This is a genomic window from Cytobacillus sp. ABV4_503, from assembly GCF_056158445.1.
In genome coordinates this window covers 1,191,152-1,209,794 of the sequence record NZ_JBSWTH010000001.1, presented here as the reverse complement: position 1 = coordinate 1,209,794, position 18,643 = coordinate 1,191,152, and the positions used below count along the sequence as shown (strand labels likewise).

18 protein-coding genes are annotated in these 18,643 nt (G+C 39.9%); 5 read left to right on the top strand and 13 right to left on the bottom strand.

What is annotated here, in order from left to right:
* Window positions 1-45 precede the first annotated feature (45 nt).
* The 4 genes from ACXAD1_RS06190 to pobA all read right to left on the bottom strand — a co-directional run bounded on the left by ACXAD1_RS06190 (window position 46) and on the right by pobA (window position 4,511).
* The gene (locus ACXAD1_RS06190; protein ID WP_206835506.1) at window positions 46-1,350 is read right to left on the bottom strand and encodes a TRAP transporter large permease; all 1,305 of its coding nucleotides are present in this window, start codon (window positions 1,348-1,350) and stop codon (window positions 46-48) included.
* Window positions 1,340-1,912: a TRAP transporter small permease gene (locus tag ACXAD1_RS06185; protein ID WP_206835504.1), complete on the bottom strand. Its 573-nt coding sequence runs from the start codon at window positions 1,910-1,912 to the stop codon at window positions 1,340-1,342. Before ACXAD1_RS06185 ends, ACXAD1_RS06190 begins: the two co-directional genes overlap by 11 nt.
* Before the next feature lie 23 nt (window positions 1,913-1,935).
* The gene (locus ACXAD1_RS06180) at window positions 1,936-2,988 is read right to left on the bottom strand and encodes a TRAP transporter substrate-binding protein (RefSeq protein WP_474909662.1); all 1,053 of its coding nucleotides are present in this window, start codon (window positions 2,986-2,988) and stop codon (window positions 1,936-1,938) included.
* 302 nt (window positions 2,989-3,290) lie between these two features.
* Window positions 3,291-4,511, bottom strand: a complete 1,221-nt coding sequence (gene pobA, locus ACXAD1_RS06175; RefSeq protein WP_474909661.1) for a 4-hydroxybenzoate 3-monooxygenase — start codon at window positions 4,509-4,511, stop codon at window positions 3,291-3,293.
* Window positions 4,512-4,630: 119 nt separating this feature from the next.
* Here pobA and ACXAD1_RS06170 point away from each other — a divergent pair, with 119 nt between their 5' ends.
* Window positions 4,631-5,419, top strand: coding sequence for an IclR family transcriptional regulator (locus ACXAD1_RS06170; protein WP_474909660.1), 789 nt, complete (start codon window positions 4,631-4,633; stop codon window positions 5,417-5,419).
* Between the two features lie 17 nt (window positions 5,420-5,436).
* Window positions 5,437-6,216, top strand: coding sequence for an IclR family transcriptional regulator (locus ACXAD1_RS06165; RefSeq protein WP_474909659.1), 780 nt, complete (start codon window positions 5,437-5,439; stop codon window positions 6,214-6,216).
* A gap of 52 nt (window positions 6,217-6,268) precedes the next feature.
* Here ACXAD1_RS06165 and ACXAD1_RS06160 read toward each other — a convergent pair whose 3' ends face one another.
* Window positions 6,269-7,327 carry a TRAP transporter substrate-binding protein gene (locus ACXAD1_RS06160; protein ID WP_474909658.1) on the bottom strand — a complete coding sequence of 353 codons (1,059 nt, stop codon included), beginning with the start codon at window positions 7,325-7,327 and terminating at the stop codon, window positions 6,269-6,271.
* Window positions 7,328-7,447: 120 nt separating this feature from the next.
* Window positions 7,448-9,223 (bottom strand): thiamine pyrophosphate-requiring protein, encoded by a 1,776-nt coding sequence (locus ACXAD1_RS06155; RefSeq protein WP_474909657.1) that lies wholly within the window; start codon window positions 9,221-9,223, stop codon window positions 7,448-7,450.
* Between the two features lie 159 nt (window positions 9,224-9,382).
* On the opposite strand from ACXAD1_RS06155, the gene ACXAD1_RS06150 reads away from it, so the two are divergent.
* The gene (locus ACXAD1_RS06150) at window positions 9,383-10,288 is read left to right on the top strand and encodes a LysR family transcriptional regulator (protein ID WP_206835483.1); all 906 of its coding nucleotides are present in this window, start codon (window positions 9,383-9,385) and stop codon (window positions 10,286-10,288) included.
* Between the two features lie 82 nt (window positions 10,289-10,370).
* On the opposite strand, the gene ACXAD1_RS06145 is transcribed toward ACXAD1_RS06150, so the two are convergent.
* From ACXAD1_RS06145 to ACXAD1_RS06115, 7 genes are all read right to left on the bottom strand, one after another.
* The gene (locus ACXAD1_RS06145) at window positions 10,371-11,219 is read right to left on the bottom strand and encodes a DODA-type extradiol aromatic ring-opening family dioxygenase (RefSeq protein WP_474909656.1); all 849 of its coding nucleotides are present in this window, start codon (window positions 11,217-11,219) and stop codon (window positions 10,371-10,373) included.
* A 59-nt stretch (window positions 11,220-11,278) separates the two neighbouring features.
* On the bottom strand, window positions 11,279-11,464 hold the full coding sequence (locus ACXAD1_RS06140; protein ID WP_206835479.1) for a 4-oxalocrotonate tautomerase: 186 nt from the start codon (window positions 11,462-11,464) through the stop codon (window positions 11,279-11,281).
* 43 nt (window positions 11,465-11,507) lie between these two features.
* Window positions 11,508-12,296, bottom strand: a complete 789-nt coding sequence (locus ACXAD1_RS06135) for a 2-keto-4-pentenoate hydratase (protein WP_206835475.1) — start codon at window positions 12,294-12,296, stop codon at window positions 11,508-11,510.
* A 15-nt stretch (window positions 12,297-12,311) separates the two neighbouring features.
* Window positions 12,312-13,337: a 4-hydroxy-2-oxovalerate aldolase gene (dmpG, locus tag ACXAD1_RS06130; RefSeq protein WP_474909655.1), complete on the bottom strand. Its 1,026-nt coding sequence runs from the start codon at window positions 13,335-13,337 to the stop codon at window positions 12,312-12,314.
* A 19-nt stretch (window positions 13,338-13,356) separates the two neighbouring features.
* Window positions 13,357-14,241 carry an acetaldehyde dehydrogenase (acetylating) gene (locus ACXAD1_RS06125; RefSeq protein WP_206835469.1) on the bottom strand — a complete coding sequence of 295 codons (885 nt, stop codon included), beginning with the start codon at window positions 14,239-14,241 and terminating at the stop codon, window positions 13,357-13,359.
* A gap of 98 nt (window positions 14,242-14,339) precedes the next feature.
* On the bottom strand, window positions 14,340-15,116 hold the full coding sequence (locus ACXAD1_RS06120; RefSeq protein ID WP_206835466.1) for a 2-keto-4-pentenoate hydratase: 777 nt from the start codon (window positions 15,114-15,116) through the stop codon (window positions 14,340-14,342).
* A 15-nt stretch (window positions 15,117-15,131) separates the two neighbouring features.
* Entirely contained in the window at window positions 15,132-16,595 is a 1,464-nt protein-coding gene (locus tag ACXAD1_RS06115; protein WP_370222268.1) for an aldehyde dehydrogenase, read from the bottom strand.
* A gap of 269 nt (window positions 16,596-16,864) precedes the next feature.
* On the opposite strand from ACXAD1_RS06115, the gene ACXAD1_RS06110 reads away from it, so the two are divergent.
* Window positions 16,865-17,641, top strand: coding sequence for an IclR family transcriptional regulator (locus ACXAD1_RS06110; RefSeq protein WP_206835461.1), 777 nt, complete (start codon window positions 16,865-16,867; stop codon window positions 17,639-17,641).
* 31 nt (window positions 17,642-17,672) lie between these two features.
* Entirely contained in the window at window positions 17,673-18,626 is a 954-nt protein-coding gene (locus tag ACXAD1_RS06105; protein ID WP_474909654.1) for an amidohydrolase family protein, read from the top strand.
* The last annotated feature ends 17 nt before the right edge of the window (window positions 18,627-18,643 follow it).

Sequence of the window (18,643 nt, the reverse complement as noted above, 5' to 3'; positions counted from 1 at the left end):
ATCCCCTCCGATTATATTAAAATTCATTCATAACCTTTTCTCACCTTACTTAATCATGCTCGGCAAAAATGTTACTATTTCTGGGAAAATAATGAGTATGATAGTTAACACCGCCATCGTACAAATTGCTGGAATTACTCCTCTAAAGATTTTTTCAATCGGAACATCCTTCACTACCCCACTAATAATATAAACACTTAATCCCAGAGGCGGAGTTAATACACCAATATTAATAAGCATGATCATAATGATGCCAAACCATAAGCCATCAAAGCCTAATTGAGTAATAATCGGATATACAATTGGAAGTGTAAGTGTCATTATGGCAATACCTTCAAGAAACATCCCTAATATGAAATAAACAACCAGGATTAAAGCCAATATTACGTACGGAGATACATCAAGCCCTCCTACCAGCGTAGTCAAATACATTGGAATTTGGCTTAAAGCTAAAAACTTCCCAAATAAAGCCGCCCCAATTAAAATCAAAAATAACATAACTGTTAATCTCAAAGTCTCATCCAAAGATGATAGTAAGCCTTTAAATTTCAAACGTTTAGTTAGTAGAGTAAGTACAAATGCTCCAATTGCACCAATACCTCCAGCTTCACTCGGAGTAAATACGCCAAAATATATACCGCCAATGCTTATTGCAAATATTAGCAGAAATGGCCAGATGCCTCTTAAAGAAGAGAATTTTTCTTTCGTGGTAGAAACTACCTGTTTTGTTGGAGCGATTTCAGGATTCAAGCGGACTTGTATATTAATCATCAGCATAAATAAGAGTGTCATTAGGATACCAGGCACAAGACCTCCTATTAATAATGGCCCAATGGGTTCAGAAGTTAGTGCACCGTAAATTATCAGCAGGACACTCGGAGGTATCAGCACTCCCAATGTACCGCCAGCTGCTACTGCTGCTGTAGAAAAGGGTTTTTTATATTGATATTCATTCATTTCAGGAATGCATATTTTTGACAATGTCGCTGTTGTGGCATTAGATGAGCCTGAAATTGCAGAAAAGATGGAAGCTGCACCAACTGTTGCAATTGCTAATCCGCCTCGAAAATGGCCAATCCACTTATCAACAGCAACAAAAAGATCTTTGCCTAAACCTGTATTTGACATAAACATTCCCATTAAAATAAATAGGGGGATAACACTTAAACCATAATTATTGGCAGACCCAAATGCAGAAGAGCCTAATTGGGATAAACCCACACTCCAATCAGACAGCCATGAAACACCTAAAAAACCAACGAGGAATAGTGAAAGACCAACTGATACCCTTAAAAGAATCAGAGTGAGCAACAACAAGATGCCAATAACACCAATTACCTCAGGACTCATTTTTATTCACCGCCTTTATGAATGACTGAAAAGCATCTAATAGAAAAGTCAGGGTAAAAGAAAAAGCACCAATTACTGTCAAACCTATAAAAATATACAGCGGTAATCCTAAATCTCCACTTAACTCATTTCCCTGCCAGGTCCTCTTGGTATACTCGATTAATTGCCAGGTTGTTAGGGACATTAGAGTGAATAGAATAAGAGAAGCCGCTCCACTCAATACGGCCTGAACCTTATTAGGCATTTTACTTGTCAAAAAATCAATCTCAATATGATCTTTGAATATTTGCCCTGAGCCAAGACTAAAGAAAATCATCAAAGCGAGTGCCAGACCGGTTAATTCATATGTTCCTGTTATCGGATTATTGAAAAAGTATCTCCCTATTACATCTGCAGTAGTTAGAAACATTAACAAGAAAAGCAATATGCTGGAGACTTTATGCAGGATATTGTTAATTGCCAGGGTTAGTTTTTCTAGAAAAAGTGTCAATTTTTGAAAAAAGGAAAGCTCGCTGGGAATTACCTTGCCCAACGAGATATTTTTTTGTAATTCTTGTTCCATTTATATCACCTCACAGTGTATTACTACTTGCTCTCTATTAACTTAATCGTTTCATCATAGATTTTTTGGCCATCAACATCTTTTTTCTCCATTTCGGATAACCAATTTTCCGTTACACCTTTTGATGCATCTTTAAATTTCTGTAAGTCTGAATCTGATAAATTAATGAACTCCGTGCCTCCATCTTTTGCTTCTTTCTCTGCCAGTTCTTTTTGTTTATCGAATGCAGCACCGGCTTTTTCTGCCATTGGAACGCCGATTAGTTCATTTATCATTTCTTGATCTTCTTTAGGGATCTTGTCCCAGCTATTCTTATTCATTGCAACATAATAAATGCTCGTATTAAAATCCCCCAGAGTAACATAATCCACTACATCAAATAAGTTAAAGTCTTTGATTGCTGCAACTGGCAGAACGCCACCATCTATCACTCCCTTTTGCATAGCATCATAAATCTCCGGCGCAGGAAGTGAAACAGGAGTTGCTCCCCATGACTCGATCATTTTCCCAGCTTCTACTGATGGTGTTCTTAACTTCAAGCCCTTAGCATCTTCAAAACTTCTTACAGCTTTCCCTTTTGTAATAATTGCATAAGGATCAGCAGCATGTACCCAAAGCAGCTTTACGTCGTCATATTCTTTCTGAATTTCCGGGAAAGTGTCATACAGTTTTTGAGCTACAACACTTAATTCAGCACCGTTGCCCCCAGTAAGAAATGGCAGCTGCAGAACAGAATGAACTGGGAATTTCCCTGCATTGTATCCCTGTAGTCCCCAACCTGCATCCATGATCCCTGTAACTATGTTGTCATAAGTATCTTTAGGGCCTCCCAAGGCTCCGCCAGGGTATATTTTAAATTTCACTCTATTTTCTGTAACCTTTGCAACCTCTTCACTAAAAGGTGCCATAGCTAATTTGTCCTGGACATGATCTGGGGAATTCATATGTCCCATTTTAAATTCGAGCCCTTTCCCATCAGCCTCAGCCTTACCGCCAGAAGTGCTTGAACAAGCAGTGAAAACCATCAGCATCAATATCATCAAAATCGCAAATGAAAACTTTGTAGTTTTTTTCACTTCTTTTCTCCCTTTCTGCCTATTAAATTTTTCATTAAAATACTGGCATTTTTATAAATAAAACGCTTTCATTTTAATCATTAAAAATGTATAAACAGCCAACTATTTTATAGACCTCCTTCCGTTTTGAATATATTAAATTTTTTATATTTTCTTATTTTTATGTTATTTCATTGTTTATTCAGCAACAAGGGGTCAGTTGCTCTATGTGCAACATATTAAAAATTTTTTATTTTTTCCATAAAATAAAAAAACTCATAATGAGTGCTAAAGGCGCCTCATTATGAGCTGCAAAGAAATAATTAAACTGTCAAACCGGCAGAATTCATATTAAAATTATATCCAGGAATTTCAAATGGAAGACCAACATAATTCTCTGCCAGGCTAGTCGATGCGGCAATGGATGATGTCACATAATCCAGTTCTGCGAGTTGAATTTGATATTCATAGGATGAATGGTTGACATCTCGATGCAGCATGGTTGTCATCCAATAGGAGAATCTTTGTGCCTTCCAGATTCTGCGCAGGCATATTTCAGAATATTGGTCAAGAATCTCTTGTTTGCCTGATTGATAGAACTGCAGCAGGCCATTTGACATGACGTATACATCCGAGATAGCAAGATTTAATCCCTTGGCTCCTGTAGGCGGTACGATATGTGCTGCATCGCCGGCAATAAATAAACGTCCATGCTGCATGGTTTCACAAACAAAACTTCGCATAGACACGATATTTTTTTGTATGATTGGACCTTCCTTCATTTTTAATCCATCTTCACTATCAACCCTGGCATGCAGTTCCGTCCATATCCGGTCGTCTGACCAATTCTTTATATCATCATTTGGATCTACCTGAAGATAATGGCGCTGGACTTCTGGTGAACGTGTACTTATTAGGGCAAATCCTCTTTCATGGTTTGTGTAAATTAGTTCGGGATTTACCGGCGGGGTTTCAGCCAAGATACCAAGCCATCCAAAAGGATATACTTTCTGCTTTTCTGTACGGATGATATTTGGAATGGCCTGGCGGCTGGGCCCATGGAAACCATCACAGCCAGCTATAAAATCGCATACAATTTCATTTCCCATTCCTTCCTTCTTAAAGCGAATCTTAGGCTCTTCTGTTTCAATATCATGTAAACTCACATGATCAGCATTAAAAATAATTTCCCCGCCAGCCTGCACCCTTGCAGCAACTAAATCCTTGATGACCTCGTGCTGCGCATATACAGTAATCTTTTTGCCGCCTGTCAATTCTTCCATGTTGATCCGATGCCTATTTCCATTAAATTGCAGCTCTATGCCCTGATGAATATGCCCCTCTTTCAACATTCTTTCTCCTACTCCGGATGCATTCAGCAAATCCACTGTCCCCTGTTCCAGCACTCCTGCACGGATGGTGCCTTCAATTTCTTCCCGCGACCTTTTCTCAACAACAATAGTTTCAATTCCCTGCAGATGCAGTAAATGAGACAACATTAGTCCTGCAGGTCCAGCTCCAATAATTCCTACTTGTGTACGCAAACTACCAATCTCCTTTTTTGCTTTTTATATGTTAACGCTTTCAACACCATGTTATAATATGAATATTCTGAATAGAAGAAACTTTTTCTTCTATATGGAACAATTATGAATTTTTTGGAGTGGTTTGTTTGGCTACCAGTAAATCGTTATTACAATCAGTCCAAAACGGACTTTCCATTATCAAATTGTTTACAAAAGATAAGCCTCTATGGGGGATAACAGAAATCTCACGCGAGCTAAATGTACCCAAAAGTTCTGTTAGCCGCTTAGTTGCAGATTTGACAGAGGAAGGTTATTTGGAAAAATACGGAAAACAATACCGCCTTGGATTAACCCTTTTATGTTTAGCTGGCGTCCTGACTACTCATTTGGAAATACATCGGGAAGCGGCAGAGCCATTAAACTCACTGGTAAATAGAATAGGAGAAACAGCTCACATCTCCGTATTGGAAGGTGACAGAATCATATATTTACTAAAAACTGAATGTAAACACCCAGTCAGGCTCCTTTCATACATAGGCAAAGACAATCCTGCCGTATGCACGAGTTCTGGACTGGTGTTGTTAGCTCACCAGCCTATGGAGAAAACGATAGAGGTGATTGGCAATGGGCTTCCGAAGATGGGACCGAACACTTTTACTAACCAGGAAGAACTTTTACAAGAGATTCATTACATAAAAGAAAAAGGGTTTGCAATTTGTATAGATGTACTTCATACAGATGCAGTCAGTATTGCTGCACCTGTCAAAGATTATACCGGTAAGGTCATTGCTGCAGTTAGTGCAGCCGGCCCAAGACAAAGAATTTCGGAAAGCAAAATGATGGAAATCGTATCGGAAATCACCAAAACAGCAGAGGCTATTTCAAAAAGATTAGGGTATCTTGAATCAGTTTTTATTGATATTTAAAGTAAGGGGGAGATTAAATGGAGAATTTGCCAGCTGGGAGAGTTTCCTCACTAAGGAATGCATTAAGACTATTAAATCTCTTCACAATGGAGGAGCCAGAACTAAGTTTAAGCGAACTTAGCGAAAAGTTAGGCGTTGGAAACAGCACCATTTATCGATTGACATTTACACTAATGCAAGAAGGCTTCCTTGCGAGAGATCCTGTATCTAAAAACTTCCGGCTCGGATCCTCTATTTTAGCAAAAGGAACGACAATTCTGTCCCAATATGATATCTGTAAATGTTCACCTGACATTCTGAAGAGATTAGTTCAAGAGACAGGTGAAACCGCACATTTGTCTACCTTGACAGATAATAGAGTCATCTACTTACAAAAAATGGATGCTGTAAACTATGTACACCTCCTTTCACATGCTGGCAAGCGAAACTACATCCACTGTACAAGTTCAGGACAAGCAATACTAGCTTTCCAGCCTGAGGAAGTGATTAAGGGATTAATTGAAAAAGGACTGCCAAAGTTAACTGATTACACGGTTACTAATCCACAAAAACTAAAATTCCTACTTTCTCTGATTAAAAAAAACGGCTATGCTTTTAGCAGGGAAGAAATGCATAAGGGTGTATCATCTATTGCCTCTCCTGTGTTTTCTCAACCAGGAATGGCCTCCTATTCAATAAGCATTGCAGGTCCCTCCTCGAGAATCAATCATCAAAGTGCCCCTGAGCTGGCGAAGATAGTAAAGAGGGCTGCAAATGAACTTTCTGAAAAAATAATAAATCGCAACTTATGTATTTGACTAAAATATAAATGCGCCCGTCCCTTTGGGGACAGGCGCATTAATTATGTGATCATTGATTTTTCAAACGGACAGCTTCATCATAGATCTCCTTGCCAGGAAGCCCTTTGGCTTTCATTTCATCAATCCACTTACTATAAACAGGCTGCAGGGCTTTTTCCCATTCTGCTTTTTCATCATCAGATAGCTCATAAACTTCTATTCCGGCTTCCTCCGCTTGCTTCCAGCCCAGATCACCGTCTTCATCATACACAGCACCAGCTTTCATAGCCACTGATTCCCCCATTAGATTCTCTATAGCTTTTTGATCCTCAGGGGATATGTTTTCCCAGGTTTTGGAGTTCATAACCATGAATAAGCTGCTCGTATAGAAATCCCCTTTGGTTATATACTTTGTGACATCAGACAATTGGAAGTTTGTTATCACCGATGCAGGAGCTAAAGCTCCGTCAACGACTCCTTTCTGCATGGCTTCATATACACCATCCATAGGAATGGATACAGGGGTAGCTCCAAACGTCTCAAGAATAGCTGTTCCAGCAGGAGAAGGGGTTCGAATCTTCAATCCATTTAAATCTTCCATTTTCTTTATAGGTTTTTTCGTAGTGAAAATTTGGGCTGCATCATTCTTAAATAACCAGGCGACTTTAGTCTCTGCATGTTCTTCAGCTATTTCAGGGAATTTTTCATACAATGACCAGAAAATACGGGTACCGTCTTCCGCATTTTCCCCCATAAACGGCAGTTCTGTGACACCTGTTAAAGGGAACTTCCCAGGAGTATTGGCATGCAGTGCCATTGACATAGCTGCCGTACCTGTAACCGCCAAGTCATATTGTTCATTTGCTTTTCCCAGGGCACTCCCGGAATAAATAGTCCCTTTGACTCTTCCTTCAGTTACTTTTTCAACCTCTCTCAAAAAAGGCTCAATAACATCCGAATGCTGCGGATGCTGGCCTGGCATAAAGCTGGACACAGCCAGATCAACAGTTTTTTCACCTTTCGCTGCGGTATTATTGGAAGAGCCGCTACATGCTGTTAAAGCAAAAGCCATTAAACTTGCAACTCCCAAAATGCCAATACGTCTAATAAATTGCTGATTCTTTCCCACTGCGTTACACCCCTTTTTCTTTTGGCAGTTTAAGATTTTCTGATTTTTTTAGAATGATGTTAAGCAATTCTCGATTTGTGCTTCATTGGAATGAGCCTATTCACCATTTTCTTTGAAATTTTAGCCTTGCGGCAGCCTGACATCCACTACCGCTGACTTGCCTTCATGTTTGACGGCATGAATAGCTTTTAACAGGGTATCTTTTAGTTCTTTTGGCTTTTCAACAATAAAGGCGAATGTCCCGCCAGCAGATTTAGCGATATCAGCGTACCTCGCCGCTGGATTGAATTTAACAAAAAATTCATCTGTTTGTTGAGCGATTCCATTTGGATGCACTCCTAATGTAGAAAGTTTTGGTGCTGTCCAGCCCTCATTGTTGTAAATAATCGTTAAGAAAGGAGTTTCATATTTTCCTGACATCCAGTGCAAAGGAGTTGGATTACTGAACATAAAACTTCCATCACCTGTCAATGCAACAACAAGCTTATCTGGTGCGGCCAGCTTTGCACCAAATGCAGCTCCCCCGCTCCAGCCTAAGGAGCTTGCTCCAGGGCTAAAGTAAGTACCCGGCTTATTCCTTGGCAGATGTCTTGTAACTGTTGAGAAATTTGTTATGGTCTCACTAATGACTATGTCTTCATCATTGAGAACCTCCCTTAAACAGCCAGTCAGCATTTGTGGTGTAATGGCTGATTCCTCGCCGGGATACTCCATTGCCTCCCATTCAAGTCTTTGTGCTTTGTGAATCCTTGAAATGGCTGTATATCTATTTGAAACGGACGATTCATCTATTAATCTCTGATGCTTATTAATGTAGGAATTAATTTGTGAGAGGGCAATGAAGGAATCTGCTTTAAAGAATCCTTCCGCCGGGATATACCAAAGCGGGATTTTTTCCTTTAAAGGGTCTATGTCAATGATTATAATTTCGGAATTCTCAGAGGGTTTATTTTTATATGGAATCCATGGAACATCGCTGTCTACTACAAGAATAAAGTCGGCGTCTTCCAAATGTTTATTCTGATGTGGTTCATTCCATGTATAACCTATATGCATCGGATGATCAGATGGGAAATTCATATAGCTGGGCACTGATTCAAGTACAGGTATTGCCAGTCTTTCAGATAACTTAATTAACTGTTGTACACTTCTCTGGTTCCTCCCTGCGTATGAAGTAACAATTAAAGGTTTTGCTGCTTTCAGCAATCGGCCTGCTATTTCCTGTATTCTATCATCTGGTATGGCAGAAGGAGATATGCACCCCCATCTATTATGATCAATTTCATAAGGGTCAATTTCTTCTTCCATTACTTCACGCGCAGCCATTAAGTATGCAGGCCCTTTAGGATCACTCTTAGCAATTTGAATTGACCGAGTTACCACTTGTTTGATATTTTTACCAGTTCGTATTTCATTGTCGTATTTCGCATATCCTCTTACGATTCCCCTTTGATCAAACGAATCCTGTAGCCAATGAATATACTCATTTCGGCTTCCCTTTAATTCCCCCTCCTGTGTAGCTGGTGATGTTCCAGCAAATATCAGAATTGGGATTCTTGCCTTTGCAGCATTATGTATAGCCCCGCCCAAGTTCTGTGTCCCACAGTCAACATGAACAATAACAGCCTGCGGCTCTCCAGTAAGCATGGCATATCCATGTGCAGCACTCATAGCAACAAATTCGTGAGGACAAGTAATAATTTGAGGTGTATCCTTATCTTCTAATTTAGCTTTGGCAAAGCTTTCAATGATGGCGGGATGGTCACTTCCCAAATTGGCAAAAATATATTTCACCCCATTTTCCTGTAAAGTTTCCAGCATTGCGTCAGCTGTTGTATATATTGTCTTATAGTTTGAAGCTATGCTTGTTTCTTTTTTCACTTCCTGAACACTCACATTCTCTCCTCCTATCGTAATCGTTTTTGCCTAAACCATTTTTAAGCGCTTACATAACTGTTTAATTAAATCCTATCACATGGTAAAATATATGAAAAATATTAATTTTCTAATATTTATATACTTTTTAAGTATACTTAAGACAAGGAGCCGGTTTGTATGGATTTAAGGCAGCTCAAATATTTCATTACAATTGTAGAAGAAGGACAAATTACCCTTGCAGCGAAAAAGTTGAATATGGCGCAGCCTCCCCTGAGCCAGCAGTTAATAAATTTAGAAAAAGAGCTTGGAACAAAATTGCTTATTCGTAATGGAAGAACACTTGAATTAACTGAAGCCGGAGAAATTCTATATAAAAAAGGGAAAAAGCATTTATATAACTTCGATGATATTATCACTGAAGTAAAAGAAGCAGGAGGAGGATTGCGCGGAACTCTCAATATCGGTACAGCTATTTCTTGTATATGCCATCTGCCGGAACGAATACACCACTTTCAAGCATATTATCCTCACATCACTTTTAAAATATGGGAAGGCGATCCATTTCGTTTATCTGATTACATTCTTGACCGGCAAATTGAGCTTGCAATCGTTCGTTCCCCAATCGAAAAGAAAAATTTCTCATATATCTCAATCGAGGAAGAACCCTTTGTTTGCATACTTCCTAAAGAGTGGGCAGTTGGCAGTAATACGAATTCTGTGACTATGGAAGAACTCTCTGTTTTGCCTTTAGTAGCTTTGCATCGAGTAAACGGAGAAGGTATTTATGAAATGCTTCTTGAAGAATTCACCAAAAGGGGATTAAAGCCAAAAATTGTTGCAGAGTCTCCAAATACCACCATCCTATTATCATTAGTTGAGTCAGGGGCCGGTGCAGTTATTCTTCCCTTATCAGCTTCGGCATCTTACTCCCGAGATAATCTTAAAGTTCTTTCAATTAATGATTGCCGCCTTACCACAGGAACTTATGCTATTTGGCTGAAAAACGGTTATTTATCACAGATCGCCAAACGCTTCCTGGAAACATTCAACAAGAACAGCCATCATATCCTAAATAAATTTTAAAATTGAGCAAAGATTCAAAACGGTAATTAAAGCACAAAGAAGCTGTATAAATCTGCATTTACACAGCTTCTTTATCATTTTATTAGTTTGCATATTCTCGTTCTGTGGTCTCACCATTACATGATACATTTGCTTTTTCAAAGGTAATAAGTGCATTCCAGCTTCCTGAGGATTGTCCATCCGCCAAATAGGATGGGGTACAATTATCTTCCAGCATGCTGAAAAGCATCGCCAAATGGCGTCCACCCGATTCAACTTTCGCCATTCTCGCATATTCAGGAAGCATTTGGTAAGCAGACTTGTAGTCATTATTCATTACATACTCTACAAACTGCTTATCAAGGGCATGTTCTGCGATAGTCGGCTTGTTATGCCTGCCCCTAACCAGATTATGAGATAAGGCACCGCTCGAAACATATACAATCCGCTTTTGGCTTTCACGCAGAACCTTTGCAATTACCTGTCCCCATTGATAGGTTTCCTCAATGCTTGCCGCTAATGTAACTGAAAGGTTAATGACTGGTATATCCTCTTTTGGAACAAGGTATCTCAGAGGTACCACACTCCCATAATCCCATACATAATATGGATCATTTACGCCCTGCACTTGCAGGCCGGCAGCTTTTCCAGCACTCACCAATTCATTCGCCAGCATTTCATCTCCTGGATAGGAGTAGGGAACATCTTTAATTAAGTCAGGTGCTTCTATTGCTGTTAAGATCCCTTTATGTATTGGTGTACCATCAACATAGTGAAAAAATGTCGACGGCCAGTGACATGAAACAAGCACAATCGCATCCGGTTTAATTTGTTCAATATCCTTGGCCAATTCCTTCATTGCAGTTACCATTGGCTGCTGGAAGTCAGGAACCTGGTCTTCATGGCAAATACTTGGAACATGGGGTACGAGCATACATAGCTCAATTGTCATTCATCTGATCCTCCTTTAAAAAGTTTTTTCACGCTAAAAGATAACTAAACGATTAGCTTTCATTTTTCTGACATTGGCTTCCCCGCTTTTCCCCAGTGCGTTTTAGGGATTTCTGTCACAATCACTCTTACTGTTTCTTTAGGGGCATCTAATGTTTCTGAAACCGCATTTGTAATATTCTGAATTACTTCAGCAACCTTTTCCTTCGGTCTGCCTTCAATGATTTGAACATTGATAATTGGCATTTTCTTTTCATCTTCTTTCTATATTAAATGTTAGACGGATTCCTCACTCTTTTACTGTGAATGTCACTTCGCCAAGACCATCAAATTTGCCGCTGACAAAATCGCCTGCTGCAAGCATACTTGCCCCAGTAAGTGCCCCAGTGAGAATCACATCACCTTTTCGCACTTTTTCGCCTTTTCTTGAAAGCATATTTGCAAGCATGGCAATTGAATTAGCAGGATGACCTAAAACTGCTGCACCTGCTCCCAAATCTTTCATTTCTCCGTTGATTGATAGTGTGGCGCCTACTAAATCAAGATCCAGTTGATCAGGTTTCTTTAATGATGTACCAAATACGACACGTGATGTTGAAGCATTATCAGCAATTACATCCGGAAGGGTAAAATTAAAGTTCTCATAACGGCTATCAATAATTTCCAGAGCCGGCAGCACATATTCTGTCTTTGCAAGCACTTGGGCACCTGTTACACCCGGCCCTTCGATATCTTCACCGATCACAAACGCGATTTCAGCCTCTACTTTAGGATGTATCAACTCATGGAAAGACAATTCCCCGCCATTTTCAATGAGCATATAATCAAATACATATCCATATATCGGCTCATCCACATTCATTTGTTTCATCTTCGCCTGACTGGTTAAGCCCATCTTAGGGCCTATAATCTTCTTCCCCTCTGACATCTTGATATTTACCAGCTCTTGTTGGACCAGATAACCTTCCTCAACTGTTAGATTAGGGTTGATTTCTGAGGTAATCTTAATTACTTCACGCTTTTCAACTTCAGCTGCTACTAAATATTGAGCAATTTCCTTATATTCTTGATTAGGCATTTAATTTCCTCCTTATCAGACGCCGGCACCTAGTTTTTTCTTTGATATCTCTGCTGCCACATCAATAATCATATCTTCCTGGCCTCCAACAACATTTCTCTTTCCAAGTTCTATTAATATATCCCGTGAATCAATTCCAAATCTTGCTGCTGCCCGCTGTGCATGCAGCAAAAAGCTGGAATAGACACCTGCATAGCCAAGAACCAGGCTATCCTTTGTTATTTCTTGGGGTTTTTGTAAAATTGGCGCTACCAAGTTTTCTGCAATATCCATCATTTTATAAATATCCACACCAGTTTTAATTCCAAGACGGTCTAAAACAGCAACAAGCACTTCAGTCTGGGTATTTCCTGCTCCTGCGCCTAGACAGCGAATGCTTCCGTCAATCCTTGTAGCCCCTGCTTCAATAGCAGCAAGAGTATTACCCATTGCTAAAGAAAGGTTATTATGGCCGTGGAATCCAATATTGACCGATAAGCTGTTTTTCAGTGCATAAATTCTTTCTGTCACTTGATGCGGCAGCAAGGCACCTGCAGAATCCACTACATATACTGTATCTGCTCCATAGCCTTCCATCAGCTTTGCCTGTTCAACAAGCTTTTCTGTTGGCGCCATGTGGGACATCATTAAAAATCCTACCGTTTCCATACCCAAATCTTTTGCCAATGCAATATGCTGTGGTGAAACATCTGCTTCTGTAACATGGGTGGCGATTCTTGCCATCTTTGCGCCTAAACGGGCTGCTTCTTTTAGCTCCGGCATTGTCCCAATTCCAGGCAATAGCAAAACAGCAATTTTAGAATTAGTAACCGAAGCCGCAGCTGCTTCAATTAACTCCATTTCATTCATAAGCGATAAGCCATATTGTAAAGAAGAACCGCCCAAACCGTCGCCATGGGTCACTTCAATGTAAGGGACATTTGCTTCATCCAATCCACGGGCCACTTGTGTTACTTGCTCAACTGTAAATTGGTGTCCTACTGCATGGCTTCCGTCACGCAATGCCACCTCTGTTATTAAAATATCTCTGTTTAGAGTCATTTCCAGCTCATCTCCTTTCTTAGACAGTTACCTTGTTGATTTTATTCTTTGCCCACTCTTCAGCCACTTTTACGGATGCAGCTGTCATGATATCAAGGTTTCCGGAATATTTAGGTAAATAATCCCCTGCGCCTTCCACCTCAAGAAAAACGGTTACCTTATTGCCGTCAAAAATTGGCTCCTGTCTCAAGCGATAACCTGGAACATAGGACTGAACCTGCTTTTCCATTTCTTGAATTGAAGCAATAATCTCTTCTTCCTTGACTTTTTCTCCTTCAACTAAAACATGAACGGTATCTCTCATTAATATCGGAGGTTCTGCAGGATTTAATATGATAATTGCTTTCCCTTTTTTTGCCCCGCCGATTTTTTCGATTCCTCTGGAAGTAGTCTGTGTAAATTCATCGATATTTGCCCTTGTACCGGGACCTGCACTTTTTGAAGAGATTGTGGCAACAATTTCTGCATACTTTACAGGCTGCACCCTATTAATGGCATGAACCATTGGAATTGTCGCCTGTCCTCCGCATGTTATTAGATTGATATTATTTGCTTCCAAATGCTCCGAAATGTTTACAGGAGGTACCACAAAGGGGCCGACTGCCGCCGGTGTTAAATCCAAAACCTGCTTCCCGGCTTCTCTTAATAGCTTTGCATGTCTGATATGCGCTTTTGCAGAAGTGGCATCAAATACGATGTCTGCCAATTCCGGTCTTTCGAGGAATCCTTTTATTCCATTATCAATGGTATGATAGCCAAGCTCCCTTGCTTTTTTCAACCCATCAGACTCAGGGTCAATTCCGATAACTGTCGTGAGTTCAAGCACTTCAGAACGATGGAGCTTTAACATTAGATCTGTCCCTATATTACCGGAACCCAATACAGCAACTTTAACCTTTCCCATAACGCTCCCCTTTCTTTATTAAAGAAATGTTTTCAGGCTAATTAATCATAACCGCCATCTCCCGCGGGTGTTTACCGGAAGAGGATAACAATGATTTTTTAAAAATGTACGCTTACCTGGCCAATATGAGCAAACCGTGCTGTAAATATATCTCCTGCATTAGCTTCAACAGCTGCAGAAAGGGCTCCTGATAGAATCACTTCCCCCTTCTTTAGGGAAATATCAAAATCTGCTAATCTATTTGCAAGCCATGCTACGCAATTGATCGGATTGCCTAATGCTGCCGCACCAACACCTGTATTGGCAACCTCTCCATTTTTCATCAATACCATTCCGATTAACTCCAGGTTTATATCCGAAAGCCTCGCTGGCTTTCCTCCTAAAACATAGAAGCCGGAAGAAGCATTATCTGCAATGGTGTCAGGAAGTTTAATCTTCCAATCTTTGATTCTGCTGTCAACAATCTCTAATGCAGGAACTACGTAATCTGTTGCCTGGATTACATCTAAAGCTGTGACATTTGGCCCCTTTAATTCCTTTTTTAAAACAAACGCAATTTCCGCCTCCACTTTAGGCTGAAGAACCTTCTCGATTGAAATTTTTCCTCCATTCTCAACAACCATGCTATCAAGCAAATGACCATAGTCGGGTTCATCCACTCCCAGCAGCTGCTGCATAGCAAGGGAAGTCAAACCAATTTTTTTGCCGACAATTTTTTTGCCTCTCTCAATTTTACGCTTAATATTTTCGAGTTGAATTTGATAAGCCTCTTCTATCGTAAGCCCGGCATTATCGGAAGTGATTGGCAGGACCCCAGTACCTGAAAACTCTGCCCCTTCAAGCTGAGCAGCATATTGTTTTATATTTGCACCCATAACATGCTCTCCTATCTACAATTTAATGGTAATATTGGATAATTCGGAGTAGAAATCAATGCTGTGCATGCCGCCTGTTCTTCCAATACCGCTGTTCTTCATTCCTCCGAATGGTGTTCTCAAATCACGCAGGAACCATGTGTTCACCCAGATAATTCCTGCTTCAATTTGATGGGAAACACGGTGGGCACGCTTTAAATTGCTGGTCCAAATTGTTGCGCTTAATCCATAGTGTGTATCATTTGCCTGCATAACTACTTCTTCCTCCATATCAAATGGGGTGACTGTTACAACAGGCCCAAAGATTTCTTCACGGATACAGCGGGAATTGCGGCTTAAGTCTGTAATTATGGTGGGCTCAAGATAGTATCCTTTTTCAAGCCCTTCTGGACGCTTACCACCTGTTACAATGGTTCCCCCATCACTTTTGGCGATTTCAACATAGCCCATGACCCGGTCATAGTGTTCTTTGCTGACCAGTGCCCCAACATTTGTATCATCATTCAATGGGTGGCCAACTTTAAGTGCTTTAACCCTTTCAGCAAACCTGCTGACAAATTCATTATAGATCGGTCGTTCTACGTATATACGTGATCCGCACAGGCAAACTTCCCCTTGATTAACAAAGCTGGATTTAATAGTCGTTTCAATTACTTCATCCAAGTCTGCATCAGCAAAAATGATATTAGGATTCTTGCCCCCAAGTTCATATGAAAGTTTTTTCAGTGAATCAGCTGCCGACTTCATAATCGCTGAACCTGTTCCAGGTTCACCGATAAATGAAATGGCATCAATATCAGGATGTTCGGAGATCGCGCCACCTGCAGAATTAGGTCCGAACCCGTGAACAAGATTAACAACTCCATCAGGGACACCGGCTTCTTTACAAATCTCCATTAATACTGTTGCTGTCATTGGTGTCCACTCTGCCGGCTTAATGACAGCTGTATTGCCCATGCCTAAGCATGGTGCCAATTTCCAGGTAAGTAATAATAATGGCAGATTCCATGGCTTAATAATACCGACAACACCGACTGGACGGCGGTATGCATAATGAAGTGCCTGCTGATCCTGCTGGTAAGCTTCCGTTCCGATTGAAGTAATATAATCAGCATAAAAATGGAAATTGTATGCTGCCCTTGGAATATCAATGCTGTTTGCAAGGGAAAAAGGTTTTCCCGTATCCAAAGTTTCCAGGTGTGCCAGCTCTTCCTGTCTTTCAAGGATCAGGTCTCCTATTCGGCGAAGAATTTTTGAACGCTCTTGCAGAGTCGTATTTTTCCAAGGGCCTTTTAATGCTCTTCTTGCTGCTGCTACAGCATAATCCACTTCTTCCTTACCGCCTTCTGCGACTGTACCCAAAACTTCTTCAGTTGCGGGGTTAATATTTTCAAATGTTTTTTGATTTTTAGAATCAACAAACTGTCCGTTAATAAAATGCTGACAATTAATAGCTTTGATTTTAGCTTCTGTTTGCATGTTAGCCTCCTAAATAACTTTTTTTATTTTCGCAATTTTATGTTAACGCTTACTTTCAGGCTTCACAACACGTTAATTGCTCTATATGCAACAAGGGGTAAATTTTTGAAACTTTTTAAAAACACTCTAAAACCTGAAAGGACAATAGCTTGGCTTTATAAATTTCTAAATCTTTGAAACATTCCCTTTTCTTTTTTAAACTTCTTTGATATATTTTCCACTATAAAGCAACCATGTTTAACATATAGCAACTTTAAGGAGGATACGAAATGACTTTAAAGACAAACGAGGATAGTCACCTTTCATCTGTAAAAAATGCATTACGTATATTGAGATGCTTTTCAATGGACGAACCGGAAAAAAAAATCAGTGACATTTCGGCATCTCTTGGTCTTAATAAAAGCACGGTCAGCCGAACAATGGCTACATTAGCCAGTGAGGGATTCGTGTATAAAGATCCTGAAAGCAAAAAGTATCGTTTGGGGCTGTCAATTCTGTCCCTTGGAGGTATTGTAAACAGCCAAATGGATATATACAGAGAGTCCCAGCCTGTTTTAAATAAAATCGTACAGGAGTTGGGAGAGACTGCCCATATTTCGGTTTTAGATAACAATGAAGTCATTTATTTGCAAAAGGTTGAATGCAATCACCCAGTTAGATTCCTGACACATGTCGGAAGAAGAAATCCCCTCTACTGTACAAGCTCAGGGAAGGCATTGCTTGCCCATGCAAAAGAAGATGTTTTCAATGCAGTTCTAAATAAAGGGCTAGAACAACATACTAAAACGACGATTACTGACCCCGAGAAGCTTAAATTTCATTTATTGCAAATTAGAGAACAAGGGTATTCCTGGAGCAATGAAGAGTATCTTGAAGGGGTAAATTCTATTGCAGCACCAATCTATGATTATAAGGGCAGAGTCATTGCGGCTTTAGCGATTGTAGGCCCAAAACAAAGAATCCAGCAGAGCAAGATTAAGAATTATTCAAAAAGGGTCATAATTGCTGCCAATGAAATATCCAGCCGAATGGGATATTGGAAATAATAGATTAATAAAAACGAGAGGAGAAATTTATATGTTCGATTTTCATACACACTTTATTCCACAGGAGGTGCTTGACTGGGTAAAAGACAATCAAGCTGCAGTAAAAGCGGAGTGGGTTAAGAAATCACCTGATAAAGATGAATTTTTGATAGTCAATAATAAATGGGGTTTTGAATTAAAGCCAGAATTTTATCACTTTGATTTATTTAACAAAAAACAATTTAATTCCGGAGTAACTCACTCTTTGATATCACCTATTCCTCAGCTATTTATGTATGACTTTCCTCAAGAAATTACAGCAGAAATTTCTCATGTATATAATCAATCATTAGCTAATTTGGCATCCTCTTCATCAGAAAAAACAGCTGCTCTTGCAACCGTGCCATTGAATAACCCTGAAATAGCAGCTGCAGAATTGGAAAGAGCCATTAATCTAGGGCTAAAAGGAGCCATTATTGGACCTGGTCTATCAGAGAGAATGCTTTCGGATGAATATTTCAAACCATTTTTTGAAACGGCAAACAGAATGAAAGCCATTCTTTTCATTCACCCGCTTTTAAGTGAAGATCCTCGCCTCAAAACAAAAATGATGCCAAATTTAATTGGGGTTCCTTGGGAAACTACCGTTTGTGCAACAGATATCTTACTTAGCGGGATGATTGATAACTTTCCAGATGTAAAGATTTTATTTGCTCATGGTGGAGGTTTCCTTCCTTACCAGATTGGACGGCTTGATAAAGGCTATGAACAATGGGATCAGGTATCCTCAAACTTGAATGCACCTCCATCCCAATATATAAAACGATTTTGGTTTGATACAGTTTTGTGGAACCCTGCAGGATTGGATTTCCTGGTAAAAACAGTTGGAGAGAATAGAGTGGTTCCTGGATCAGATTACCCTTTTGACTTATGTGAAAACCCTCCAATTTATAAGAACACCAAAGGGGCGTCATCTTTAATGGAACCTATCTCAAGTTCCTTTTAATCCGGTGAAGAATTTTT

Excerpts from the sequence above, each read along its gene's own strand:
- ACXAD1_RS06110 (WP_206835461.1), top strand. The coding sequence starts at position 16,865 with ATGACTTTAAAGACAAACGAGGATAGTCACCTTTCATCTGTAAAAAAT.
- ACXAD1_RS06125 (WP_206835469.1), bottom strand. The coding sequence starts at position 14,241 with ATGGGAAAGGTTAAAGTTGCTGTATTGGGTTCCGGTAATATAGGGACA.
- ACXAD1_RS06165 (WP_474909659.1), top strand. The coding sequence starts at position 5,437 with ATGGAGAATTTGCCAGCTGGGAGAGTTTCCTCACTAAGGAATGCATTA.
- ACXAD1_RS06115 (WP_370222268.1), bottom strand. The coding sequence starts at position 16,595 with ATGCAAACAGAAGCTAAAATCAAAGCTATTAATTGTCAGCATTTTATT.
- dmpG (WP_474909655.1), bottom strand. The coding sequence starts at position 13,337 with ATGACTCTAAACAGAGATATTTTAATAACAGAGGTGGCATTGCGTGAC.
- ACXAD1_RS06105 (WP_474909654.1), top strand. The coding sequence starts at position 17,673 with ATGTTCGATTTTCATACACACTTTATTCCACAGGAGGTGCTTGACTGG.
- ACXAD1_RS06150 (WP_206835483.1), top strand. The coding sequence starts at position 9,383 with ATGGATTTAAGGCAGCTCAAATATTTCATTACAATTGTAGAAGAAGGA.
- ACXAD1_RS06135 (WP_206835475.1), bottom strand. The coding sequence starts at position 12,296 with ATGCCTAATCAAGAATATAAGGAAATTGCTCAATATTTAGTAGCAGCT.
- ACXAD1_RS06190 (WP_206835506.1), bottom strand. The coding sequence starts at position 1,350 with ATGAGTCCTGAGGTAATTGGTGTTATTGGCATCTTGTTGTTGCTCACT.
- ACXAD1_RS06120 (WP_206835466.1), bottom strand. The coding sequence starts at position 15,116 with ATGGGTGCAAATATAAAACAATATGCTGCTCAGCTTGAAGGGGCAGAG.
- ACXAD1_RS06185 (WP_206835504.1), bottom strand. The coding sequence starts at position 1,912 with ATGGAACAAGAATTACAAAAAAATATCTCGTTGGGCAAGGTAATTCCC.
- ACXAD1_RS06140 (WP_206835479.1), bottom strand. The coding sequence starts at position 11,464 with ATGCCAATTATCAATGTTCAAATCATTGAAGGCAGACCGAAGGAAAAG.
- ACXAD1_RS06145 (WP_474909656.1), bottom strand. The coding sequence starts at position 11,219 with ATGACAATTGAGCTATGTATGCTCGTACCCCATGTTCCAAGTATTTGC.